We start from the raw sequence: 25326 nt of genomic DNA, 5'->3' as shown, positions 1-25326 counted from the left end.
TAATCTTTGATGAATTCCCAGCTATACACCCCCCCATGTCGGCAAGCGCATGTTGATACAGTTATGATGCTGCAACTCGTAGGGTGTTTCAGGAATGCCATGATTTTTGAAATATTCGGGGGTGGCAACCACCCGCATTCTCCAGTATGGACCGATGCGGACCGCCACCACAATAAACCTAAGGCGGTGAATACCATAACGGCTTATTTGGGCATTAGGCTGCTGAAACATAGATCCTCCTGACAGCATTGGACGAAAAGTGGTCATTTGCCAAATTTTTTAATAAAAAAATCTGTATGCTTTGTTTGTCTACGCTAATGAAAACTTTCACAACAGGATGAATGAGATGAAACAAGTCAGGATTTATACTCTTAAAGACCAACAGTCAGCAGACATTTATTTTCACAGACATTGGCCTCGTCACATGGCTTCCCTTCCCGCTTATGATATCTATGTCAATGATGTCTTTCTGGGGAATAAATGTCAGGTCATAGCAACAGTGACCTATCAGGAAGGAGCCGATGTAGAGGCTATAAATCAGAAGTATATGACCAGCAAGGATTTCAAGTCAGATATGGACGGTTTTGACATGTCCACCATCCTCCATGTGGATGAAATCAGCATTAAAGAAACGCTTTTCTAATACTGCGACTTTAACGGCCTGGATGGATTTACCGCCTGAGCCATTAAAGTACTGACACAATCAGTGACGGGTCATTCAAGTGGAATGCGGGGTAATAGCCTTTGATCACTCCGCATTTAATACACGGTAGACGTGAATGCTAAATCCTTTCATTGTTGAATCTTTAATGGGCTACAGTCATATTATTTGCTTATGGTCGCCACAAAAAATATGAATGTGCAATCAAACCTGGTACCATTACATCACTCAATAAAAGTTACGCAATTAACTACCTGAATATGTGAATGCAGGCGTCTGGCTGGGTTAAGTAAGGCTGGACGCATGCTCCTCCGAGCCTGTAGAAAACAGCTGTAACTAAGCACTGAAGTTAACGCATGGAAAGATATGGCGCGGACGTTGCTTGATGCCACCCTTTGCGTAAACCAGTTCAGATGCCCCAGCCCCGATTCACCCTTTATCCCCCTGCGGCCATTGTTACGGAAGCCCGGTGATGCTGCCAGGCGTCTTTTGAACGTTAAACGGGCTTTTACTCAAATTGCTCCAGGCACCTTCGCTACGCTCTTATGACACTTTAAGTGGGCCCCGATGTCATGCTGTTAAAAAAAATTCGCCTCCGCACACTGCTCATCTTACATTCCGTGGGCGGAGTTATCCTTGCCACTTTCCTGCTGCTCGGCTCACTGCTGATTTTTCAGAAGGCCAATATTGAGGACAGCCTGCTTGAAAGCAACATTGCTTACGCGCGCAAGCTTGCCGAAACTATCGATGGTTTTCTGGGTACGGCGCAACGTGAACTGGCCTGGAGCGCTTCGCAGATCAAGGGCCTGACCGATCTGAACCGGCTCCGGTCAGAAACTGATCGGCTCCGGCTACACCCCGGTTTCTTCAACTCAGTATTTGTGGTTAACCGCGAGGGCGTAATTGAGGCCACCTCACCGGAGAGTCTGAGCTTCGTAGGTGTTAAGCTGCATTCTGACGCAAGCCGCCAGGCCATTGCCACACAGAAATCGTTTATCACTGCGCCCTTTACTTCTGCAGCCGGTAACTATGTTGTATTTCTCTCGCAGCCTCTGTTTACGGCGGACGGGCGTTATCTGGGCTTCATTGGTGGCACCATTTACCTCAAAAAGCAGAGCATGCTCAGTGATATCATGAGTCAGCATTTTAACTCCCGCAACGCCAGTGTTAGCGTCGTCAGCAATGACGGCCTTATCATCTTCAGCCAGGATCCGGCCCGCGTAGGAACAAAAATGCGGCTCAATCCCTCGCTTAAAAAGCAGCTTTCCTCAACAGACAGCGGCCGGTTCAGCACGAAATCGGAAGGACAGGCTTTCACTATTGGATACGCCAGCCTGCACAAAACGGACTGGAACATTTTTATTGCGGGGGCCTCTGAAACGGTTCGGCATATTCTGGTCAGCACCGCTAAAAACGCGCTCTGGTTCCTGTTGGCCATCATTGTCCTGACGGTCGCCGTTGTGACACTGCTGGCCGGACGTATTGCCGCTCCCCTGGAGAAGCTGGCCGGGATGGTACAGAGGGATGGCATTGATGCTTCGCTGGCGTCAGTTGAGGCCTGGTATTATGAAGCCGACCGCCTTAAGCAGGCGGTTGAGGAGCATCGCCAGGTTGTCGCCGACCGCATGTCAACGCTCAGCGACGAGGCCATGACCGATCCACTGACGGGGCTCTGCAACCGTCGGGGCTTTACCCTGTTGGCAGAAAGGTGCGCTAATGACGCCGGCCAGTGCGTGATTGCGATTGATATCGACCACTTTAAAAAGATTAATGACAGTTACGGACACGATGCGGGCGATTCGGTACTGGTGAGGCTGGCCGGGCTATTACAACAGGCCTGCCGTAACGGGGACGTGGTCAGCCGTTTCGGCGGCGAGGAATTTATTCTTCTGTTGCCGCAGACACATCTGGAAGATGCTGCCCGGATGGCGGAGCGTATCCGGGCACTCGTCATCAACACGACCTTCAGGCACGCTGGCGCCATAACCGTTTCGGCCGGGGTTGCTGCGTTGGCAGATTGCGGTGGAAAGCGTGACCGGATGCTGCGTCGGGCCGATGAAGCCCTTTATGAGGCAAAGGGAGCAGGTCGCAATACGGTGATTATCGCCGGGACAGAAAGTTTCAGACGCTACGACCCGACCGCCTGATTTCGGGCTCGATTAGCACTGACTACGTAGTTTCCAGGAAAGCCATTCATCAAGCTCCGCTTCTGGCAAGGGCCGGGAATAGAAAAAGCCCTGCGCCTGGTCGCAGCCATACTCTGTCAGGGCCTGAGCGGTGGCCGCATCTTCGATACCTTCGGCCAGTACGGTATAGTCCAGATCTTTCAGCATAGAAATAATGCTGCGTGCGATGATACGCGAAGCCGTATCGGAAGAAATTTCGTTGATGAGCGTACGGTCAAGCTTGATGACGTCGAGCGGCATGCGCTTCAGGTAACTGACGTTACTGTAGCCGGCACCAAAATCGTCAAGAGAGATGCCGAATCCTCGCAATCTGAGCATCTCCAGCCCACGCATGGCCGCCGGATTTTCGATAATACTCTCGGTTTCCAGACACTCAATGCCCAGCAGCGAGGTGGGCAGTTTCGCCCTGCTCATCTTCATCTCCAGCGCGTTGGCAAAGTCCCCGGAAGCAAAGTCCCGACTACTGACGTTCACGGTAACGGGCAGCTGAATACCACTGTTACGTAACCGTGTAAGGCGATCAATGGCACGATCCGTGACCCATGCCGTCAGTTCACTCAGCAGTTCGGTCTTCTCTGCTAATGGCACAAACAGTGCCGGGGAGAGCTCACCGTGTAACGGATGCCGCCAGCGCACCAGCGCCTCAAGCCCCACCGGCAGGCCACTGTGCAGGCAGATTTTTGGCTGATAGGCCAGCCAAAGCCCTGTATTCTGCCGAAGCGCGGAGGCTAGGTTGTTCATCAGGGTGAAGTCCTGGGTGTGCCGGGCATCGGATGCCTGACTGAAGCGCATTGAGGGCACCCCGCCTGCAATCGCCTCGTGAAGCGCGCTCACCGCACGGCGCAGTGATTCCTGTGCCGGAAGCTCGCCTGGGTTAAACGTCACTTCGCCGGTGTGGGTACTGAGCGCGACGGCAATACCGTCACCTAGATCGGCGCTAATCCCCTCCAGACGCTGTGCCACCCAATCTGCGCTGAGCGGGCTATCGTCACGTGTCAGAACAGCAAATCGTCCGGTGGCTACGGTATAGAACAGCTCGCCGGGCGCCGGTCTCAGACGCAGCGGCAGCAGTGTGGCCATGTCCCTGAGCAAATTCTCTACCGGCCCCATGCCCATTGAACGGGCAAGCTCGTAGGCGCGCGGCATATTAATGCAGTCAATCAGCACCAATCGGCGGGGTGTCTGATCACCGGATACGGCCAGATACTGCAGGTCGCGAATGAGCCGCTGACGGTTAGGAAGGCCGGTGACGGGATCGGCAAAACCGGCAGAATGCCACGCTTCCAGGAACGACATGACCAGCGCGGCCAGCAGCTTCAGGGTGGTGACCTGCTCTGCGCTAAACGAATGCGGGGCAGTGTCAGTGACGCAGAGCGTGCCGAGCACGATCCCCTCTTTATTCTTCAGGGGCGCGCCGGCATAAAATCGTATGTGAGGGGCGCCAATAATGAGGGGATGCGTTTCAAAGCGGGCGTCCAGTAAGGTGTCAGGCACCACCACCGTGCTGTCGCTGTCCACCGCGTGCCGGCAGAGGGCATCCTCGCGAGAGGACTGCGTGAGCGTGAAGTTATGGGCGGCCTGCACGTGCTGGTGCTCGTCGTCCAGCACGGATATAAAACTGCCGGGGATGCCGAGCGCCTGACTCGCCAGCCGCACAAACTTGCGCAGCACGTCGTCGCGGTACTCATCGGGACTGCGTAGCGCCTTCAGCGCCCGCGCACGGCGATCTTCGTCACCGTTAAGATTCATCAGCATAGTCTCCTCCGCCCCGACCTGGGTCCGGTGCGAAATAAAATAATAAAATGTACGGTAACGAACCCTATGAAAAGCAATTTCTGGGAAGGGAGAATTAACTGACAACGTTCTTCTTGCGCTGACTATAGGCGCAATTTGTCCAGATGTCAGTTTTATTTTCTTTAGCGAATATTTTTGTGCATAACGATTTTTTTATTTCATCGTGCAGCATGAGTTTTTTCCCTCACATCTGCCATACTGAATTTAGTTAAATGACGCGCAGACTTCAATAAAGCGTGCAAAACAATAATCGATAATGATTCTTATTTTATCAAATAACGACACCTGGGAAACCTAATACCGTGAGTGACTTATCTTACCCTCCCTTGCTTTGTGATCCGGAACAGGATCCAATGACTGAATCACTATGGCTCATCGACGGCCAGTGCTCCTCTCTCGCCCGGCAGCGAAACGGGTGGGTCGCTGATGACACTTGTGCCAAACCACGAGCAAGCCATAAGACTTATCCTCAACAGAAGCTGAATCGGCTCGTGCGAAAGAGATTAAAAATGGTCTACTCGAAAATTTGACTGCCGTTCTGACTGGGCGAATCATCTGGAAGAAAGTATGAGATAAATATATTGTAAGGATATTGTCAATATTACGCGCCATTTCGAGCATTGCGAAAAAATTTGTTTCTTTGACAGGCGCAACAATGCCACACGTATGACGTTTTCAATTTTCAGGCCTGTCAACCTTTCATTAAATTATCAGGGACACGCACATGGCTATTTTAGTGATACGTAAGCCGGCATGATGGTTGTCTTTTTTTCTGATGCAGACCCCACGTTATATTTTCATGTTCACGGTAAGATCTTTTGCCTCATGGCCAAGGGAGTATCCCATCACTCACGCGGCGATGAGGCGATGAAATCAATCTTGTGCGGTTTACCCTAATGAGGGGGGTGATAAATATTATGCAGACCACTCAACATGGATGGACTCCAGCAGAGATAAAAAAAGAGATCATCCGTGAGATGATTGTGGAAACCAGAGAACAGTTGCCCGATTGGCCCGATTTCATGAATCCCGAGCATCTGGCCAGGCTTCCGGCGCGCCTGACGCTGTTATACAAGAAACAGCCGGAACTGATTCTGATGGCAGAGCGTTAAGCGGCAGAACTCCGATCCTATGGATGTCACCTGGTGATTATTGCCGCTGGCCAGGAAATGAGGCAGGCGCAGCTGGACAGTACAAATATTCTGCTGGGTGATTGTCTGATAGGTAAAGCAGCGGAGGCAACGCTTGAGATGTGGTTAAGCAAGGATGCATTGTGGAAAGCCTTTCTCACCCCGCGTGATATGGCCTGCGCGGGGGCTCGCCTGAGCGACGCACGTGTCGAGCCTTGTCCCGAAACGCGCAGTGCGATTATCCGGCAGCTCTTTTCATGGCTGACGCAGCGGGCATATTTGACATCGCTGTTCAATTACCGCTATCAGCTAAGCTCGGTCAGCCAAGTGAACAATATCCGCATGACTGCTTATGACTGGTTTGACTTCAGCGAGGCATAGGTTTCGCCCGATATTGACCGCCGCTGATTCAGATGAAACGTCATAAAACCCTTTATGTTAAGTTCCCATGCCCTTCGTGAAAACGGTTAGAAAGCCCCATAGCGTCATCAGCAAGCTAAGGCCGCAAAATCACGCCCTGGTGTCACTCGCGCCGTAAAGCCCGATAGCCGGGGTTAAAAGGGATGACAAACATTTTCCATTACTGCAAGCAGACTTTGGCTAATCACATTGGGTATGCACCGGAAGATTATCCCCGTCTGAGACCGGACTGCCGGAGGTACGACGCCTTTTATCATGGGGGGGCATAGAGAATGTCAACTGGCGCGTCATTCTGAGGCCTATGCAAACTGCACGTCCGCCTGAAGCATTTTGCATGGAAATTTTCAGGAAACACCCTGTTCGTTGTGCGCTAACAGCGAACAGAATTGGTGCACAGTAACGTGATCTAAGGGTGGTTTAATGACCATAGTATTTTGGTCTGTCCTGTCTCAGCTACTGCACACCATGAGTGTGGCTAAACGGATTTCCCCGGTAGAATAATTACACCTTTCTCCGTAAGCGCTCCTCTTCGACCAACGCTTTCCACTGCTGGAAGGACGGCCTCGCCTGCATGCGCTCATACCATTCGTGTAACGCGGCGAACTCTGAAGGTACCTGAAGGTTCACTAACGCAGAGAAGATCATCCCTCCGATTACCGCTATATCTGCCATTGAGAAGCGCTCGCCGGCCACATAGTGCTGTGTTTGCAGAACACGGTCAAAATACTGCATTCCCCGAACCGCCTTTTCACGCATGCGGTTGCCCCACTCTGGGTTCTGATAGAGCTCAACCTCAGGGCCTAAACCCGGAGTAGCGTGATGGAAATACACGCTAACAGCATCAAGGAACTCAATTTCAGCGCGCTTAGTCATCATATGAATAACACCTTGTTCCGATGGAGTGGTGCCCGTCAAAGAACGTGGTGCACTCAAAGCGTCCAGATAATGCGTGATGGCCGTACACTCTGCGATAAGCGTACCGTCATCCAGCTCAAGAACGGGAAGCGTGCCTGAGTAGTTAAGGGCAAGAAATTCGCTTTTCTTGTGTTCTCCTGTCCATAAGTTAACAGGGACAAACTCTGTATCAGAAAGCAGTCCTTTCTCAGCAAGTGCAATGCGAACGCGTGCAGGATAAGGGCCGTCATACCAGTCATAGATTTTCATCAGCAGATAATTCCTTCATACTAACTAACAGTAGTTAGTTATGTGGCTAAGATTGAGGCAGAATGAGAGACCTGTCAATACCTACCTTACGATTGTTAGTTTTTTATTTACTTTCGATGTGACAATTTTAAAAACGATTTTTAATTCAATTGGCTAGGTTATTTTATTGAGATGCAGTGACAACCCGCGCATAGGGCGGGTGACGTGCTCTATGTTCCTCGACTGCCCTCGACGGTCGCGTTATCCAGTCGTTTTACGTCAGAACGTTGGGCGCCTGGGTGGATTGTTGAAGGAGATTCAGGCATCGCCTGCTGATACCGGCAACCGCCCGCATCTGGCCGCCTGATTTTTACTTCGGTAACAGGCCCGCAAGTCGATAGCCCTCAACGAGCTCATCAAAAAGCTGGAGATTATTTCGGCTCCTGGCCATCAACTGCGCGCCGGCAACGGCAGAAAAAATGGAGCCAGCTCGGACTCTGCTCTCTCCTGAAGCTGCAATACCAGCCTCAAGTAACTGATCTGCCAGCCAGTCGATGTTAATATCAGCAAATTGTTGCACCTCATCCCTGACCGATTGTGGCAGATCATCGTACTCAGCCGACATAAAGCTTCCCATACATAGCCGATTGCCGCTCTCGAGGGAGCGGCGAAATATCTGAGGATAGCGGCATAAACTTTTCAGCGCATCGCCTTCACTTTCCCTCAGCACTTTCAGGTCATGCGCCGTATCCTCCCAGTAACGCCGGGCTACAGCCGCACCCAGATCGGCCTTGCTGGAGAAGTGGTAATAAATGCTAGCAGCCTTGATGCCCACCTCATCAGCTAATCCGCGTATATTCAGGCCGGTGTAGCCATGCGCCTGTGCCGCCAGACGGGCGGCGCTTAGAATTTCGTCACGGGATGTTTTGCTCATAATTTTTCTTCTCCGGTCGCTCAGGTATCAATTCTAACATTTGCTAGGTAGGTATTGACAGCTTGACGTCACAGGACCAGATTTTACTTACCCATTACTGGTTAGCTTGGCGCATTAAGGTTTTATCATGCGCAAAGTCATTCATATTCAAGCGCTATCGACTTTGCCAGCATGATACCCAACCGCGACACATGCTTTTATTAAACTGCCCTCAAGATGTGAGCCATAAATATAAAACTTCCGGATGATAGAGAGTTAACGCCACTTTTAATCGGCGAAGAATCTTAATTATTTCCCACAAGTCCATTCATTTTATTTTTTTCGCAAAAGCTTAGTGCAATTCCTTGGTTCTCCTCGCGGGTGCGGCATTTGATGATGAAATCCGCCCGCCGGGCTATTGAATCATAAGGAATTCACCATGAGTAAGCATTTTCACTTGCAGGCATTAAGCTTAGCCCTGCTGACAGGGATATTTAGCGCACACGCGGCGGACACTCCGGTCAAGGGAGGTACGCTGGTGTATCTTGAACAGCAGCCACATACCAACCTCTATCCGCCTGCCGGTGGTTTCTACCCCAACGGCGGTATCCTCAACCAGATCACCGATAAGCTGACGTGGCAGAATCCAAAGACGCTGCAGGTTGAACCCTGGGTTGCGGAAAGCTGGAGCAGCAACCCCGATAAAACCGAATATACCTTTAAAATTCGTCCGGGCGTCACCTTCTCCGATGGCACGCCGCTGGATGCCAACGCGGTGGCCAAAAACTTTGATACCTACGGCCTCGGCAATAAAGCCCTGCGCTTGCCAGTTTCAGAAGTGATCAATAACTACGACCACAGTGAAGTCATCGATCCGCTGACGGTGAAGTTCTATTTCAAGAAACCCTCTCCGGAATTTTTACAGGGCACCGCGACCATCGGATCTGGCTTAGTTTCTCTAAGCACTTTGCAACGAAGCTTCGATCAACTGGGTGACGCACGCCATATTATTGGCTCCGGTCCGTTTGTGGTCAGTGATGAAAAACTCGGACGTGAAGTCGATCTCACCGCGCGTAAAGATTATCAGTGGGGGCCGAAAAATATCGCCCAGCAAGGCCCGGCCAATCTCGATGGCATCAAAATTATCGTCACGCAGGAAGACAGCGTGCGCATCGGCGCATTGTTGGCGGGCCAGGCAGACTTTATCCGCCAGGTGCAAGCCTATGACGAAAAACAGGCGCAGCAGCAAAACTTCCCGATTTATGCCGCACCCACACGCGGTGTAAACGACAGCATCAGCTTCCGTCCTGACAATGCGCTGGTCAGTGATCTGAAGGTGCGCCGGGCGCTGTTGCACGCTACCAACGCGCAGCAAGTGGTGCAGACACTGTTCTCGCCTAACTATCCGCAGGCCACGTCGGTTATTGCCCATTCTGCAGCCGGTTACGTCAACCTCGCCGACAAGCTGAAGTACGATCCCGCCTTGGCAAAACAGCTGCTTGATGAAGCAGGCTGGAAGGTCGGTAGCGATGGGATTCGTGAGAAAGAAGGTAAAAAGCTCGCCCTCGCCATCTACGAATCCCTGCCACAGCCGCAGAACAAAGAAGTGCTGCAACTGGTGGCACAGCAGTGGCGTCAGGTGGGCGTCGCCTTAGCGGTGAAAGCGGGCGATGCGGGCAGCGCCACGCTGGATAATCTCGATCCGCTGAAAACGCCGCTCAACGTCACGGAAGTCGGCCGTGCCGATCCGGATGTGATCAAAAGCAGTTTCTACCCCACCAACCGTAACGCGCTGCTGCAAAAAGGCGGCTCCAGCGACAAGGTGCAAAACTTCCGCGACGACAAGCTGAATGCACTGCTGGTGGATATCTCGGCGGAAGTGGATCCGGCTAAACGTCTGGCTCTGAGCGGCGATGTCCAACGCTATCTGCTCGTTCAGGCTTACGTGATCCCGATCTTCGAAGAGCCGCAAGTGTTCGCGGGTGCTCCCTGGTTCAAAGGCGTGAGCTTTGAAGCGGTGGGTCGTCCTTCGTTCTACGGCGCGTGGCTGGAAAAACACTAAGGCAGGCTGATGATGCAACGTTCTCTGCTGCGAAGAGTGGGTCAAAGCGTGCTGGTATTATGGGCCGCGTTTACCCTGTCGTTCTTGCTGCTGCAGGTGCTGCCGGGCGATGCGGTGCTGATTAAATTCCAGAACCCGGATCTGGGCTTGAGCCCGGATCAGATCGCTGAGATGCGGCTGGCTTATGGCGCGGATAATCCACTGTGGCAGCAATATTTCCATACGCTGCTGGCGATGCTGCACGGTGATTTTGGCTATTCAGTACAGGCTGGCGTGTCAGTGAGCGATCTGTTGATCAGCAACCTGCCCGCCACCCTGCAGCTGGCGGTGCTGGGTTTTGCGCTGGCCACGCTGCTGGCCTTTGCGCTGGCGGCACTGTCTCGATTGCCCGCACTGCGTCTGCTGCGTTCGTTGCTGCAATCCGTTCCTGCGCTGTTTATCTCGCTGCCCACCTTCTGGCTCGGCATCGCGTTAATACAGCTGTTCTCGTTTCAGTTGCGCTGGATACCGGTGATCAACCCGTCGCCATTGCAGGGTTTAATCCTGCCGGTGATCACGGTGGCGATCCCGATCTCCGCGCCGCTGGCACAAATCCTGCTGCGCAGTATTGACCAGATTTCAACGCAGCCTTATGTGGCGGTGGCACGAGCCAAAGGCGCCAGCGCCAATCGCGTGCTGTGGCGACACGTAATGCGCAATGCGCTGCTGCCGGTGCTCAACGTGGCCGGTCTGCTGCTGGGCGAGTTGATCGCCGGCGCGCTGATCACCGAAACCGTATTTGGTCTCAGCGGTATCGGCCAACTGACGCAGCAGGCGGTCAATAATCAGGATGTCGCGGTGTTACAGGCGGTGGTGATGATCTCTGCGCTGGCCTTTGTCCTGATCAATCTGCTGGTCGATGTGCTGATGCCACTGTTCGATCCCCGTTTGCAACCTATCGCCGGAGGAAGCCGATGAGTCTCGTCGATTACGCTACCGCTCGCCAACGCGACGCCACCCCACGTACCCAACGCAGCTGGCAGATTCAGCCCGGACTCTGGCTGGCCTGGGCGGTGATGCTGCTGGCCCTATTAGCGGCATTCGCGCCAGGGTTATTGACCCATTACAGCCCGACCCAAGGTGTGCCCGGCGCGCAACGTTTAGCGCCGCAGGCCGCGTATTGGCTCGGGACCGATCAGCTCGGCCGCGATCTGTTTACCCGTATTGTTTACGGTGCTTCACAGTCACTGTCCGCCGCCTTTGCCGCCGTGGCGATGGGTCTGATTGGCGGCACCACGCTGGGTGTATTGGCGGGCGCGGTAGGCGGGCGTACGGAAAACACCCTGATGCGCCTGGTTGACGTGCTGCTGTCGATTCCCTCATTGCTGCTGTCACTCAGCGTACTGATTCTGCTGGGATTTGGCACAGTGCATGCCGCGCTGGCCGTGGGGATTGCCTCCATCGCCAGTTTTGCCCGCCTTGCACGTGGTGAAGTGGTGCGTGTGCGGCGCAGCGAATATGTCGAAGCGGCCTACGGCAGCGGCGGCAGCTTTTGGCAGGTGCTGTGGCGACACATTTTACCCAACTCGCTGACGGCGGTGATTGCCTTTGCCGCACTGCAGTTTGGTCAGGCGATTCTGGCACTCTCCACCCTCAGTTTCCTGGGTTATGGCACACCGCCACCTACGCCAGAATGGGGATTACTGATTGCTGAAGGGCGTAACTACCTGGCCACCGCCTGGTGGCTCACCACCTTCCCCGGCATTGTGGTAGTGGCCGTGGTGCTGGCGGCGAATCGCATTAGCCAACAGATCGCCGGAGGTGACGCATGAGTGCATTACTCGCAATAGAAAATCTTTCGCTGAGCTATCAACAGCGCGGGCAGTGGCGTGAAGTGGTGCACAACGTGAGCTTCACCTTGCAGGCAGGTGAAATGGTAGCATTAGTCGGCGAATCCGGCTCCGGTAAAACCACCACCGCACAGGCGATTATTGGCCTGCTGGCCGAAAATGGTCGCCGCGACAGCGGCAAGATCGTATTAAACGGCACCGACATTGCCGACTGGTCAGCCAAACGTATGGACAGCCTGCGCGGCGTCAGTATCAGTCTGGTGCCACAGGATCCCGGCAACTCACTCAACCCGGTGAAAACCATCGGCGATCAGGTGGGTGAGATGCTGCAACTGCATCAGAAAATCAGCAAGTCTGAGCGCCAGCAGCGTGTACTGGAACTGCTGGAAAAAGTCGGGTTGAGCCATCCGCAACAGCGACTGACGCAGTATCCGCATCAGCTTTCTGGCGGCATGAAGCAGCGGGTATTGATTGCGATCGCCCTCGCCTTGCGACCGCAAATTATCATCGCGGATGAGCCCACCAGCGCGCTGGATGTCACGGTGCAGAAACGCATTCTGGATCTGCTGGATGTGCTGCGCCGTGAGTCGGGCACTGCGGTGTTGTTTGTCACGCACGATCTGGCGCTGGCGGCAGAACGCGCCGACCGGTTGCTGGTATTCCGTCACGGCGAGATTCAGGAACAAGGGCCAGCCGCTCAGGTGTTTAATGCGCCACAGCACCCTTACACGCGCCAGTTGCTGCAAGATGCTTCACCGGACCACACGGCGCTGGCGATTTCACCTGAAGCAAAGTTTTCGACACCCGCGATCCAGCTTTCAGCCATCAACAAGCAGTTCTCACTCGGTAAACAGCAGCAGTTACAGGTCGCCAGACAGGTCAGCCTGACAGTGCCACGCGGCACCACGCACGCACTGGTCGGTGAATCTGGCTCTGGTAAAACCACGCTGGCGCGCATTCTGCTGGGATTTGAACAGGCTGACAGCGGACGCGTGGTGATTGACGGCATTGATGCCAGTGCGCTGCGCGGTGAAGCGCTGCGCCAACTCCGACGCAAAATCCAGTTCGTGTATCAGAATCCGTTTGCATCACTGGATCCGCGCCAGACGCTGTTTGCCATTATCGAAGAACCGCTGCGTAATTTCGAAAAACTCAGTGCCGATGTGCGTCGCCAGCGGGTTGAAGCTGTGGCTGAGCGAGTGGCACTGCCGCTGGAATTGCTAACCCGTAAACCGCGTGAACTCTCCGGAGGTCAACGTCAGCGCGTGGCGATTGCGCGCGCACTGATCCTGCAACCGGCGATACTGGTGCTGGATGAAGCCACCTCGGCACTGGATGTCACCGTACAGGCGCAAATCCTGCAGTTGTTGCAACAGCTGCAACAGGAACTGGGATTAACCTATCTGTTTATCACCCACGATCTCGCTACGGTGCGCCGCATTGCGCACAGCGTGACCGTACTGAAGGCGGGCGAAGTGGTTGAGCAAGGTGACACTGTCACCTTATTTAACGCACCTCAGCATACTTATACCCGTGCACTGATTGACGCCATCCCTGCTATCCGTCCGCTGATTAAGGAGTCTGCATGACGCGTAAACGCATTGGCTTTTTCACCCGCCTGCTGGATGAGGTATCGGCGCAAGAGCGCTATAACCTCGCCACCGAACAGATCCAGCACGCTGAACGTTTAGGATTCGACAGCGCCTGGATCGCTCAGCATCATTTCCATGAGAAGGAAGGCGGTCTGCCTGCGCCACTGGTCTTCCTCGCCCACGTGGCCGCTCACACCCGCACGATCCGTCTTGGCACTGGCATTATTACGCTGGCGATGGAAAACGCGTTGCGCGTGGCAGAGGATGCCGCCGTATTAGACCTGCTCAGTCATGAGCGGCTGGAAGTCGGATTGGGATCGGGCGGCACAAAAACCTCTTTCTTGCCCTTTGGCTTGACCATCGATCAACGCGCCAGCGTGTTTGCCGACCAGCTGCACACCCTGCTTAGCGCCTGGCGTGGCGATACCCTCGCGCACCCGGATAATCATCTCTACCCGCCCGCGCCAACATTGGCACAGCGCGTGTGGATCGCCACATTCTCGGTTGAGGGTGCCGCGCGAGCCGGCGCCGCTGGCCATGGCTTGATGTTGTCACGCACGCAACCGCGTCCGCCAGGCCAGCCTGATTTGCCGCTGGAGGCGATACAAAATCCAATGATCGATGCCTATCTGGCCGCGTTACCGGCCGGTATTGCACCGCGCATACTCGCCTCGCGCACCGCGTTTGTTGCCGATTCAAATGACTATGCGCGTCGTCTCGCAGAGCCAGGATTGCGGCGCCAGGCTGAGCAGTTTCAGGCTGCTGGCCACGTCATCACTGGCCATACGCTGGAAAGCCATGCGCGGCAGCTTGATGCGCACTTTGGCGATGCACCTTCCGTCCTGGCGTCATTGCGCGCCGACTCAACCTTGCAACGTGTCACCGATATCACCTTCCAGGTGCACTCAATCGATCCGCCACACACCGACATTCTGCGTTCAATTGAATTAATCGCTGATCACATCGCCCCTGAGCTACGTGCTCTGGAACAGGCTTAACAGGAGAAAATGATGTCTCAACCCGTTGATTTACTGGCCGCCTTAGCGGATATCGATCCCGCATCGCAACTCGCGTTAGCACGCAACGAGCGCCACGCAGCCACTCAGCACACACAAGGGAGCTATGAGGTGCTGTTTGGTGAAGATGATGCGGATCTCCCGCTGCAATGGCGGTTTGCCTTAGCCGCGCAGGTCGCCGACTGGCACGGCGCCACCCGCTTACAGGCGCATTATCAGCAACAGGTGAACAACAAGGCACATGACGCTCGCTTTGCGGCCGGTCACGCCTTTGCCGAACTGCTCAGCTTGCACCCGGTGGATGCAGCGCCCAAACACATTCAAAACCTGCAAAGCGCTGGCTGGGCACCGCGTGGCATCGTCACCCTCGCACAGTTAATCGCCTTTGTGAGCTTCCAGAGTCGTTTACTGACCGGTTTACGCCTGCTCAACGGCGAGCAGAGTGACGCGCAAGCGCACGCCGTGGCTGGCAAGTGGCACGATGCACCGTTGACGTTGAGTGGCCAAAACGCCCTCACCGCCTTTACTCAGCAAGAGTTAGGCTGGGAACCCTGGCTGGCAGCCAAACCGCTCAACGAATTTACCGCCGATGAACAGGCTACGTTGAAGAAAAACGGCCACAGCGACTCCGATTACTTCCGCCTGCTGGCACGTCATCTGCCGCTGCTGGAACAGCGAACGCTGACCGACAAAGGTATCTTTTACACCGCTGGCGGATTGCCGCGTGCTGAACGTGAACTGGCGGCCACCGTGGTCAGTAAAGTGAATGGCTGCATCTTCTGCGCCTCGGTCCACGCGCGTAAAGCCAGCCAGTTATCAAAAGACGATGCGGCAGTGCAAAAGCTGCTGAATGTTGCACCGGGCGCAGAGTTGGCACACGGCCAGTCACCACGCTGGGCCGCGATGATTGACCTGGTCGCGACGCTTTCCATCACTCCCGCTGCCGCCAGCCTGCAACAGGTGCAGACATTGCGCGATCAGGGCTTCACCACGCTGGAACTGCTTGATGTGATCCAGTCCGCTGCTTTCTTTGCCTGGGCAAACCGTTTGATGTTGACGCTGGGCGAGCCTTTTTTACCTGAACACTCACAAGGATGACCATGACCGGGCAAACCCACTCCGCGCAGCGTTTTCACATCACCCTGACCGGTAAAGGCGCGCATGCCGCACGGCCACATGAAGGCATTGATGTGATTGTGATCGGCAGCCATATCGTTTCTGCGCTCTATGCACTCCCCAGTCGTCATCGCCAATGGACGCTGGGTATTACGCGCTTAACGGCCGGTAACAGCTGGAATGTGCTGCCTCAGACAGCGGAGATCGAGGGCATCGTCCGCAGTCAGGATCAGCACACCGATACGCAAATCACCACCCTGATTGCCGGCATTGCCGCCGGTTTTGGCGCGGAAACGCACGTCAACTGGCAGCCACTGTCAGCATCCGAACCGGACGCGTCAGCATGGGCGCGGTGACCATGAGAGCAAGGAGGAAAGCGATGGCGATTTCGGTACCGATTCCCCGTCTGGATCACGTGGTGATCAACGTGGCCGATCAGTTAGATGAGGCCAGTGCGCTGTTTCGTCGGTTGGGGTTTCAGCTCACCGAACGCGGCCATCATTCGCTCGGATCCAGTAACCATCTGGCCGTGTTTGGTGATAACTATCTTGAGCTGCTCGGCTTCGAGCCGGGGCGCGCCAGTTTACGTCAGGATGTGTGGCAGTCACCGATTGGCCTGAGCGGGTTGGTGTGGAAGACCGACGATGCCGATGCGGTATGGCGTTATCTTGAGAGCCAGGATATTGATGGCGCTCTGCCTGCCAGCTTCTTCCGTCCGGTACAGTTGCCGGATGGCAATGAGGATCAGGCACGTTTCCGCACCGTGCAGTTACGACCGGCGCTGGTGCCGAATGGGCGCAGTTTCTTCTGCCAGCACGAGACCCCACACGCGGTATGGCAGGATGCATGGCGTCAGCATCCGAATGGCGTGACTGATATTGTCGAATTTGTGGTGGTGGCGCAGGATCCTGCGGCGGCAGCACAACCTTACAGTCGGTTGTTTGGGGCTAATGCGCTCACCGCCTGCCAGGAAGGTGCCTTCGTATTAAAAGCCGGCGTGGCGACCGTGCGCTTCGCGGCTGCCGGATATGTCACTCAACGTTTCGCCGGATTACCACCCGATTACAACGGCAGTGCACGCATGGCGGCGTTAAGCTTGCGCAGTGCAGATCTGCGCAAGGTAAAAGCCAGCTTGTTGCTGGGCGATATCCCGTTCCACGAAGAGGAATCCGCCCTAATTGTCAGCGCTGAGCATGCCTTTGGCGTGGCGCTGCGGTTTCAGCAGTCAGCTTGAGCTTTGCGGGCGGCCCATGGGCCGCACCTCTTAAATAGCGCTCTTGAGCTGTGATCGCGGCTAACCCTGGTATCAGAAGATCTTTATCCATTGCCCCTTTATGCCATTTCGTCACTTCCCTAAGGTTCTGTTAATCTTTTAACGTCAATATGCCCTCACTAACATGAGGGTATGAATGATATGAAATCGTTTTTGTTTTTTCAGTTTGATGAATGGATTGCCATATTGATGAGTGTTTTTACCATTACAGCCTTTTTTATTATTTGGTTTTCAACCTAACAACATCAATGAATTTTATCACTGGGCATTTTAACATCACTCATGCATTTAATCATTCCATCGTAGATATTAATAACACCTTTTAAAAGCTTGTTTAATTTATAACACCAATCAAGTAGCCCCCCATTTAAACGTCAGATTAATAACCTCACTAACTTCACAGATCCTGAAAAAAATTGACACTATGATTGCATCGGGGTCGCAATGGGTTACTGTTAAATTCTTGTAACAAATGTAACCAAAAGGATCTGTATGAAAACCTCTCTGCGTTTTTTAACAACCTCTGTACTGGCAGGACTCTCCTTTTCTGCGTTTGCGGCTGTACCTGCTGGTTATCCCACTGAGTATCAGAAAGTCATTGATGCAGCGACAAAAGAGGGCAAAGTGGTGGTGTACTCAACCACTGACACCAAAGCAGCGGGCCCGTTGATCAAAGGCTTTGAGACACTGTATCCGGGCATTAGAGTTGAATATAACGACATGAACAGTACCGAACTCTATAACCGTTACATCAGTGAGCAGGCCTCGGGTAGCGGCAGCGGTGATGTGGTTTGGAGTTCATCCATGGATACCGCGCTGAAGCTGGCCACTGAATATGCGGCGGAATATGCTTCGCCTGAGCAGAGCAAAATACCAAAATGGGCAGTGTGGCAAAATAAAGCTTACGGCACGACCTACGAACCGGTGGTGTTTATTTACAACAATAAACTCATCCCAAAAGACACCGCGCCTGACTCTCACACCGCACTGGCTAAAATGATTGCAGCCGATCCGGCTAAATTCAAAAATAAAGTGACCACTTACGATATTGAAAAATCAGGATTAGGTTTCATGCTGACGGTTCAGGACAGCAAAGTGGATCCGCAATACAAAGAAAACCTGGCGGGGATGGCGAAAGGGGGTCTGACGGTACAGTCTTCGACTGGCACGATGATGGAGCGCGTCTCTTCAGGCGAGAATTTGATTGGCTTTAATATTCTTGGTTCTTATGCCGAAGCCCGAGCGAAGAACGATCCGGCATTGGGCATCGCTTACCCGAAAGATTATATCCTGGTGCTGTCTCGCGTTTCGTTTATCACCGAAGAGGGTGAGCATGAGAACGCCGCTAAATTGTGGCTGGATTATGTATTGTCAGAAAAGGGACAGAGTATCCTGGCAAATCAGGCGGACATCCCTTCCCTGCGCAATGATATTGAAGGCAAAAACGATATTGACGGTATGACCAAAATGCTGGGCGATGCTCTTAAGCCGATTCCGGTGGATGAATCGCTGCTGGAATATCTGGAACCGGCAAAACGCCTGGAATTTATTAAACAGTGGCGTACCGCCGCCGGGAAATAATGCTCCCCACGTTATGCGCCCGTCGCGGCGCATAACATCTCCTTTCGCCTCCGGTGTTTGATAGGGTTGGCATATGAGCAGGTTACTGAAAAAGTGGCAGAGTTTGCCACGTGCATTGATTGTTCTGATCACGGCATTGGTTATTTACGTACCGCTGATGTTTATTGTGGTGCAGAGTTTTCTCTCCGCGCCGTTCTTTGCCAAAAAGAAAGAGCTGACGCTCGGTTCTTTTGGATTTATTTTCTCCGATCCTGATTTTTATAAGGCGCTGGAGTCGGGCTTTATTCTGGCTTTTGGTCTGGTGATCATTGCTATTCCACTCGGCGGTATTCTGGCCTTCCTGATGGTCAGAACCAACCTGCCAGGACGCCGCCTGATTGAGCCATTGATTCTGGTGCCAATCTTTGTCTCGCCAATGGTGCTGGCCTTTGGCTATGTGGTTGCCGCCGGGCCGGTGGGCTTCTTGTCTCAATGGGCGAATCAACTGTTTGGCGTGGTGCCGTGGAACATCTACTCGATGACCAGCATCGTGGTGATCGCCGGACTCACCCTCGTGCCACACGCCTATCTCTATATTTCATCGGCACTGCGCAGCGTCAGCTCCGATGTGGAGGAAGCCGCGCGCACTGTCGGCGCTTCACCGTTACAGGTGATGACTTCGGTCAGCCTACCGATGGTGCGCCCTTCGATTCTGTATGCCTGTGTGCTGCTATTCTTCCTGGGATTAGAGGTGTTCGGCCTGATGCTGGTATTGGGCGATCCGGAAGGCAACATGGTGCTCGCCACCTATCTGTATAAGCTGACTAACAAGCTCGGCACCCCTTCTTACCACCTGATGGCCGCTGTTGCCGTGGTGCTGATCTGCTTCACCGTGCCGCTGGTGATGCTGCAGCGCTGGCTGATGCGCACCGCCAACCGTTTTGTCACCATGAAAGGCAAAGCGTCACAAGCGCGCGCCCTGCCGTTGGGTAAATGGCGCTGGATTGCCGGTGCGGTGGTGTTGGCCTGGCTGACCATCACCATCGGCGTGCCGCTACTGGGCGTGGTGATGCGTGCGTTCATCTCGCATTGGGGTGTCGGCGTCTCACTGTGGGATGAAATATCCTTCGCGACCTTCCGCAGTATCTGGGATCAACCCAATCTGTTGCGTGCCATTGTCAACTCGATGCTGATTGGGGTGATCGGCGGCGCGGTGGCGGTGATCTGTTATTTGTTTGTCGGCATCGCCATGCATCGCAAGCAGGATCAGGTTACACGCTTCCTGGATTACAGCGTGCTGGTGCCGCGTGCCGTGCCGGGTCTGTTAGCCGGTCTGGCTTTTCTCTGGGTGTTCCTGTTCATTCCGATGTGGCTCGATCAGTCCCTGAAAAACGGCTGGCTCTCCAGCCTGCCGGTTGCTGACTGGCTGCGTGAGAATTTTATCGTTTGGCTGCGTTCCCTGCGTCAAACCATCTTTAGCGTCTGGCTGGCTTACACCGTGGTGTGGATGGCTTATGGCTTGCGCCTGATCTCCTCAACGCTGTTGCAGGTCGGCCCGGAACTGGAAGAAGCCGCACGCAGCGTGGGTGCCACCCCGGGACAAACCACGCGTCACGTGACCGTACCGCTGTCACGCCATGGCCTGATTGGCTCGTGGTTGCTGATGTTCCTGATTTTTGAGCGCGAATACTCAACCGGTGTGTATCTGCTGTCACCCGGCACCGAAACCATCGGTTCAATGCTGGTCTCACTGTGGTCAGCGGGCGCCATTGATATCGTGGCTGCGCTCTCCCTGATTAATATCGTGCTGGTGGTGATCGGCCTCGGCATCGCGTTACGCTTTGGAGTGAAATTACATGATTGAATTATCGGTAGATAACTTGCATCTGATGTACGGCGATAATCCTGTATTGAAAGGCGTATCGATGCAGTTGAAAAAAGGCGAAGTGGTTTCACTGCTGGGCCCATCCGGCAGCGGCAAAACCACCTTATTGCGTGCCGTGGCTGGTCTGGAAAAACCGTCACAGGGGCGCATTACTATCGGCAAAAATGTGGTGTTTGATGGCACGCCGAAAAGTGAAATCCCAGCTGAAGAGCGCAATCTCGGCCTGGTTTTTCAGTCCTACGCGCTGTGGCCGCACAAAACCGTATTTGAGAACGTGGCCTACCCGCTCAAGTTGCGCAAAGTGGCCACAGCAGAGATTAATCAACGCGTGCAGGCGGTGTTGGATCAACTGGGGCTCGGGCATCTTGGCAAACGCCATCCGCATCAGCTTTCCGGCGGGCAGCAGCAGCGCGTGGCGATTGGTCGTGCGCTGGTCTATAACCCGCCCGTGATTTTGCTGGATGAGCCACTCTCCAACCTGGATGCCAAATTGCGTGAAGAGGCGCGCGTGTTCTTGCGCGAGCTGATTATTCGTCTCGGACTGTCTGCCTTAATGGTGACGCATGACCAGAACGAAGCCATGGCGATTTCTGACCGTATTCTGTTGCTGAATAACGGCGTGATTGAACAGCAAGGCACACCGCAAGAGATGTACAGCCAGCCCTCAACGCTGTTTGCCGCTGAGTTTATGGGTAGCAATAACCGTCTGCACGGCAAAATCACCCACGTTGAAGGCGGCCGGGCGCGCATTGCCGGGGCAAAATGGGCGCTATGGGGTAAACCGAGTGGCGATGTGCGGGTTGGACAGGATGGGACAGCGGTGATTCGCGTCGAAAGTATGAATATCGCTGACACCGCTGATGACAACGCACTTGAGCTGCCTTTGCTCACCAGTATGTATTTAGGCGATCGCTGGGAATACCTGTTCCGCACCGAAGGGGATGATTTTGCGCTGCGCGCGTATGGCAAGGAGTTCCGCGGGAATCAGCGCTTCCGCGTCTCACTGCCGAAAGAGGATCTGTGGATTTTCACTAAAGATTGATTGCTAGCAGCAGGGTCGATTATGGTGAAGGCGGCCTTTCGGCCGCTTTATTGAGGTTTTGACCCTGCATTAATTATTTGCGCGCTTTGGCAGCCGCAACCAGTCCGTCCAGCCAATCCTGATGACCGTTAATCATCGGATTGGGTTTCGCGCTCGCCAGCTCAACCGCCGGTTTGCCGTTTTGCGTTTCCTGGGTCAGGATGCGCACGCGATTGCCAGAGAGATCTTCAATCAGCCAGGCATGCAGAACATCTAAACGGTCCTCGCTACCCACTTCACCCGCCCAACCATGCCAGGAAACACGGGCGGCTTCACCCGCTTCGGGTGCTACGTACTCAGTGACCTGCGCTTCCACCGGGAAGCCAAAGGTTTCGAAATAGAAGCGGACGCCCTGCGCCAGTTCCGGGCCTTTATTGTCATAGAAGCGCGCATTCGCCGAGTTCTGGTAATAAGTCGGCCAAAGTGACGGCGTGTTCAGCAGAGGCCAGATATCCTGGGTGCTCAAACCTGCAACGATCACTTCGTTGGAACAGTAGTTATCGCTAAAGCCCGGTACAAATCCTTCTGGCCAGTTAATCGCGTTCATTTTCATTTCATTCGTCTCACCGTGGATAAATCGTGGGTGAAGTATCTGACTCCCTATGAAATAAGACCAATCGCCATTATTTATTTTTGATATACGTTTTCGTGATATCTGGTAGCAGCGTATGATGAGGTATTGCCACACCATCGCCGGAAGATGATGAAAACCGATATCCGCAACCTCGACCTCAATTTGCTCAAAGCGCTGGATGCCTTACTGGATGAGCGCAGCGTCACCCGCGCGGCTGAGCGTTTAGCCCTGACGCAACCTGCAGTCAGCGGCATGTTAACGCGTCTGAGAGAGTGTTTTGATGATCCGCTGTTCACGCGGGCGCAGCGCGGCGTTGTTCCGACAATGCGGGCACTGGAGCTGGCTCAGCCCGTGAAGGCCATCCTGGCGGAAGTGTCAGAACTGTTGCAGCCCAAAGCCTTTGACGCTGCGACCGCCGAAATGACCATTAAGATCGCGGCCACCGACTATGCCCTGCGTGCGGTCATTGTGCCTTTTATGGCCGCATTACGAGTGCAGGCACCGGGTATCCGCGTGGCGGTATTGCCCGTTAACAACGAGCAGTTATCTGCGCAGTTTGAACGGGGTGACATCGATATCGCGTTGATCACGCCAGACAGTGCCCCAACCGATCTGCACGCCCGCTCGCTGTACGATGAAGAGTATGTGTGTCTCATGCGCGAGGACCATCCACTGTCTGCGCAGGCAGGTTTAACGCTCGACAGTTTCTGCGCACAGGACCACGCCTTAGTATCCTACGTGGGAGGCAACTTCAAGGGCGTGACGGATGAGGCGTTAGCCGCGGTTGGACGTTCGCGACGCGTGACACTTTCGGTGTGCAGTTTTTTAGTTTTACCTGAGATCTTACGCGTCAGTGATTTGATCAGCGTGGTGCCGCGTCGCTTAACGCACGATTTATCTGGTTTGAAGGTCTTGCCTCCTCCGTTAGCGATCAAGGGGTTCAACAAAATCGTGGTCTGGCATGAACGCACGCACCGCGATGCCGGACATCGCTGGTTGCGTGAATTACTGTTCTCTACGGCGATTTAAGCGGCCGCCTGCTCATTCCCCAGCAGATTCAATATTTGGCTGCGCAGCGCCACCAGCTGCGGATCATCACGGCGGCGCGGCCAGGGCAGATCCACCTCAATCATATCCACCACTTTCGCTGGACGTGGGCTGAACACCACCACACGGTTCGCCATCACCAGCGCCTCTTCAACGTCATGGGTCACCATCAGCGTGGTGAACTGCTGCTCCTGCCAGAGGTCAACAATCTCCTGCTGCATGCGCAACCGCGTCAACGAGTCGAGCTTGCCTAATGGTTCATCGAGGATCAGTAAACGCGGCACATTCACCAATGCTCTGGCTAGTGCAGCACGTTGGGCCATACCGCCAGATAGCTGATGCGGCCAGGCGCGAGCGAACTGCTTCAGCCCGACACGATCTAGCATCGCGTTAATGCGTTTATCGCGAATTGCGCGGCTCTCACCGCGAATCTGTAATCCCAGACCGACGTTGTCATACACCGTGCGCCATGGATAGAGCGTGGGGTCCTGAAACACCACGACGCGTGAAGGATCGGGTGCCGTAATGGCTTTCCCCTCTTCCGCCAGCAAACCGCTGGCTGGAGGTTCCAACCCCGCGAGCAAACGTAATAAAGTCGATTTCCCGCAACCGGAAGGCCCTAGCAGAGCGACAAATTCACCGGCCTTCACCTGTAAATTGATATTCTCCAGCACCGGTAAATCACTGCCTTCAAGCGTGAAATGGTGATTCACTTTTTCAATAGCAATATTCACGCCTGCAGAGGTCATGGCCATATTTCGCTCCTGCTAAATAATAGTGTGCCGACAGTTATCAGCAAATAACCATAAGCGTCTCTCTCTCCTGATTGAAATAGCCTTTTCGGCAAACCTATCCGTCATTTTTCATAAAGAAAAACTGCATGACATCATGCGGGATTGTTATTTGGTGACGGGAAATCACTAAGCGATAGTGCCCGTGATCTTTAATGACAAGGAAAGCAGAATGGCAATGCAAAAATACTTTATGAGCCGGCGCGCATTATTGCGCGGTCTGGGTTTAGTTAGCGCCGGTGTAGCGGTGAATCCATTGTTGAGCAGCAATGTTTTCGCCGACGACAAACCGCTTAAAACCATCAAACTGGCGTGGGGACAAACGGCGGTGTGTCAGGCGCCGATTTCCGTTGCCCTGAAACAGGGTTTCTTCAAAAAATATGGCCTCAACGTTGAGCCGGTTAACTTCAGCGGCCCGACCGATGCGCTGCTGCAGGCGATCGCTACCGGGCAAGCCGATGGTGGTATTGGCATGGCGCTACGCTGGCTAAAACCGCTGGAACAAGGCTTTGACGTCGATCTCACCGTCGGGACTCACGGCGGCTGTATGCGTTTACTGACCCCGCAAAACAGCGGCATCCGCGATGTAAAAGATTTGGTGGGTAAATCTGTCGCGGTCAGCGATCAGGCCAGCCCGATTCGTAATTTCTTCGCGGTGCAGCTGGCGAAACAGGGCATCGATCCTGATAAACAAGTCAACTGGCTGCAGTATCCGCCCGATCTGTTTGGCGAGGCGCTGCGCAAAGGCGAAGTACAGGCACTGGCCACCGATGACCCACAGGGTTGGCTGCTGAAGAAACAGCACAACCTGCTGGAAGTCGACAACAACCTGAAAGGAGAATACGTCACCATGACCTGCTGCGTGCTGGGGCTGCGCGGTTCGCTGGTGCGCGACGATCCTGCCACCGCACGGGCCATCACTCAGGCCATCGTCGATGCACAGCAATGGACGGCCGATCATCCCGCCGAAACCGCCAAAATCTTCCAGCCGTTTGTGCCGGGTTCGGTGCCGGTAGAGGACATCACCGCGATGCTCAAAGAGCACACTCATCACCACCACTCCACCGGCGCCCAGCTGCGCAGTGAAGTCGCGACCTATGTTGAGGAGTTGAAGAAGATCAACGTGATTCGCCCGGATACCGATGCGCAGCAGTTTGCCGAACACTATGTGCCGCAACTGCTGCCCGCCAAATCCGCCCATCAGCACGCCAGTAACATGGCGCACATGAGCAACATGTCGAGTTAAGGAGAGA

22 protein-coding genes and 1 pseudogene are annotated in these 25326 nt (G+C 54.2%); 17 read left to right on the top strand and 6 right to left on the bottom strand.

Features of this window, described 5'->3' with window-relative positions; translation table 11 throughout:
* Window positions 1-21: 21 nt before the first annotated feature.
* A complete protein-coding gene (locus tag JK231_RS22560; RefSeq protein ID WP_211729592.1) occupies window positions 22-231 on the bottom strand; it encodes a hypothetical protein in 210 nt (69 codons plus the stop codon).
* Window positions 232-346: 115 nt separating this feature from the next.
* On the opposite strand from JK231_RS22560, the gene JK231_RS22555 reads away from it, so the two are divergent.
* Together JK231_RS22555 and JK231_RS22550 are read left to right on the top strand one after the other, a co-directional pair.
* Complete coding sequence (locus JK231_RS22555) at window positions 347-643, top strand: hypothetical protein (protein ID WP_211729591.1); 297 nt, start codon at window positions 347-349, stop codon at window positions 641-643.
* A gap of 590 nt (window positions 644-1233) precedes the next feature.
* On the top strand, window positions 1234-2808 hold the full coding sequence (locus JK231_RS22550; RefSeq protein ID WP_211729590.1) for a sensor domain-containing diguanylate cyclase: 1575 nt from the start codon (window positions 1234-1236) through the stop codon (window positions 2806-2808).
* A 12-nt stretch (window positions 2809-2820) separates the two neighbouring features.
* Here the strand turns inward: JK231_RS22550 and JK231_RS22545 are convergent, their stop codons facing one another.
* A complete protein-coding gene (locus JK231_RS22545) occupies window positions 2821-4602 on the bottom strand; it encodes a GGDEF and EAL domain-containing protein (RefSeq protein WP_211729589.1) in 1782 nt (593 codons plus the stop codon).
* A 956-nt stretch (window positions 4603-5558) separates the two neighbouring features.
* Here JK231_RS22545 and JK231_RS22540 point away from each other — a divergent pair.
* Window positions 5559-5753, top strand: a complete 195-nt coding sequence (locus JK231_RS22540) for a hypothetical protein (protein WP_211729588.1) — start codon at window positions 5559-5561, stop codon at window positions 5751-5753.
* A gap of 33 nt (window positions 5754-5786) precedes the next feature.
* On the top strand, window positions 5787-6152 hold the full coding sequence (locus tag JK231_RS22535) for a hypothetical protein (protein WP_211729587.1): 366 nt from the start codon (window positions 5787-5789) through the stop codon (window positions 6150-6152).
* A 540-nt stretch (window positions 6153-6692) separates the two neighbouring features.
* On the opposite strand, the gene JK231_RS22530 is transcribed toward JK231_RS22535, so the two are convergent.
* Both JK231_RS22530 and JK231_RS22525 read right to left on the bottom strand, forming a co-directional pair.
* Window positions 6693-7355, bottom strand: coding sequence for a glutathione S-transferase (locus JK231_RS22530; RefSeq protein ID WP_211729586.1), 663 nt, complete (start codon window positions 7353-7355; stop codon window positions 6693-6695).
* Between the two features lie 349 nt (window positions 7356-7704).
* Window positions 7705-8268 carry a TetR/AcrR family transcriptional regulator gene (locus JK231_RS22525; protein WP_211729585.1) on the bottom strand — a complete coding sequence of 188 codons (564 nt, stop codon included), beginning with the start codon at window positions 8266-8268 and terminating at the stop codon, window positions 7705-7707.
* A gap of 418 nt (window positions 8269-8686) precedes the next feature.
* On the opposite strand from JK231_RS22525, the gene JK231_RS22520 reads away from it, so the two are divergent.
* The 11 genes and pseudogenes from JK231_RS22520 (at window position 8687) to JK231_RS22470 (ending at window position 21622) form a co-directional block, all read left to right on the top strand.
* Window positions 8687-10309: a TIGR04028 family ABC transporter substrate-binding protein gene (locus JK231_RS22520; protein WP_211729584.1), complete on the top strand. Its 1623-nt coding sequence runs from the start codon at window positions 8687-8689 to the stop codon at window positions 10307-10309.
* Between the two features lie 12 nt (window positions 10310-10321).
* The gene (locus tag JK231_RS22515; protein ID WP_176505748.1) at window positions 10322-11266 is read left to right on the top strand and encodes an ABC transporter permease; all 945 of its coding nucleotides are present in this window, start codon (window positions 10322-10324) and stop codon (window positions 11264-11266) included.
* Window positions 11263-12120: an ABC transporter permease gene (locus JK231_RS22510; protein WP_211729583.1), complete on the top strand. Its 858-nt coding sequence runs from the start codon at window positions 11263-11265 to the stop codon at window positions 12118-12120. The genes JK231_RS22515 and JK231_RS22510 overlap by 4 nt, the downstream gene beginning before the upstream one ends.
* On the top strand, window positions 12117-13727 hold the full coding sequence (locus JK231_RS22505) for an ABC transporter ATP-binding protein (RefSeq protein ID WP_211729582.1): 1611 nt from the start codon (window positions 12117-12119) through the stop codon (window positions 13725-13727). The genes JK231_RS22510 and JK231_RS22505 overlap by 4 nt, the downstream gene beginning before the upstream one ends.
* The gene (locus JK231_RS22500) at window positions 13724-14728 is read left to right on the top strand and encodes a putative FMN-dependent luciferase-like monooxygenase (RefSeq protein ID WP_211729581.1); all 1005 of its coding nucleotides are present in this window, start codon (window positions 13724-13726) and stop codon (window positions 14726-14728) included. Before JK231_RS22505 ends, JK231_RS22500 begins: the two co-directional genes overlap by 4 nt.
* A 12-nt stretch (window positions 14729-14740) precedes the next feature.
* Window positions 14741-15844, top strand: coding sequence for an alkylhydroperoxidase domain protein (locus tag JK231_RS22495; protein WP_097117838.1), 1104 nt, complete (start codon window positions 14741-14743; stop codon window positions 15842-15844).
* A 29-nt stretch (window positions 15845-15873) separates the two neighbouring features.
* Window positions 15874-16152: pseudogene (locus JK231_RS22490) on the top strand (peptidase dimerization domain-containing protein); the annotation flags it as partial.
* 89 nt (window positions 16153-16241) lie between these two features.
* Window positions 16242-17096 carry a VOC family protein gene (locus JK231_RS22485; protein ID WP_211729579.1) on the top strand — a complete coding sequence of 285 codons (855 nt, stop codon included), beginning with the start codon at window positions 16242-16244 and terminating at the stop codon, window positions 17094-17096.
* 531 nt (window positions 17097-17627) lie between these two features.
* Window positions 17628-18716, top strand: coding sequence for an ABC transporter substrate-binding protein (locus JK231_RS22480; RefSeq protein ID WP_211729578.1), 1089 nt, complete (start codon window positions 17628-17630; stop codon window positions 18714-18716).
* Between the two features lie 73 nt (window positions 18717-18789).
* A complete protein-coding gene (locus tag JK231_RS22475; protein WP_211729577.1) occupies window positions 18790-20559 on the top strand; it encodes an iron ABC transporter permease in 1770 nt (589 codons plus the stop codon).
* Complete coding sequence (locus JK231_RS22470) at window positions 20552-21622, top strand: ABC transporter ATP-binding protein (RefSeq protein ID WP_211729576.1); 1071 nt, start codon at window positions 20552-20554, stop codon at window positions 21620-21622. The genes JK231_RS22475 and JK231_RS22470 overlap by 8 nt, the downstream gene beginning before the upstream one ends.
* Window positions 21623-21695: 73 nt before the next feature.
* Here JK231_RS22470 and JK231_RS22465 read toward each other — a convergent pair whose 3' ends face one another.
* On the bottom strand, window positions 21696-22208 hold the full coding sequence (locus JK231_RS22465) for a polyketide cyclase (RefSeq protein WP_097117832.1): 513 nt from the start codon (window positions 22206-22208) through the stop codon (window positions 21696-21698).
* 156 nt (window positions 22209-22364) lie between these two features.
* Between JK231_RS22465 and JK231_RS22460 the strand changes: the two genes are divergently transcribed.
* Window positions 22365-23264 (top strand): LysR family transcriptional regulator, encoded by a 900-nt coding sequence (locus JK231_RS22460; RefSeq protein ID WP_211729575.1) that lies wholly within the window; start codon window positions 22365-22367, stop codon window positions 23262-23264.
* On the opposite strand, the gene JK231_RS22455 is transcribed toward JK231_RS22460, so the two are convergent.
* Window positions 23261-24037: an ABC transporter ATP-binding protein gene (locus tag JK231_RS22455; RefSeq protein ID WP_211729574.1), complete on the bottom strand. Its 777-nt coding sequence runs from the start codon at window positions 24035-24037 to the stop codon at window positions 23261-23263. The two genes, JK231_RS22460 and JK231_RS22455, sit on opposite strands and share 4 nt — an antisense overlap.
* A 208-nt stretch (window positions 24038-24245) precedes the next feature.
* Between JK231_RS22455 and JK231_RS22450 the strand changes: the two genes are divergently transcribed.
* Window positions 24246-25319 carry an ABC transporter substrate-binding protein gene (locus JK231_RS22450; protein WP_211729573.1) on the top strand — a complete coding sequence of 358 codons (1074 nt, stop codon included), beginning with the start codon at window positions 24246-24248 and terminating at the stop codon, window positions 25317-25319.
* Window positions 25320-25326: the final 7 nt, after the last annotated feature.

It is taken from the genome of Pantoea sp. JGM49 (assembly GCF_018257655.1).
GTDB lineage: Bacteria > Pseudomonadota > Gammaproteobacteria > Enterobacterales > Enterobacteriaceae > Pantoea > Pantoea communis.
Note: the sequence above shows the minus strand (reverse complement) of the source record. Positions and strands in the feature narration are given on the sequence as shown.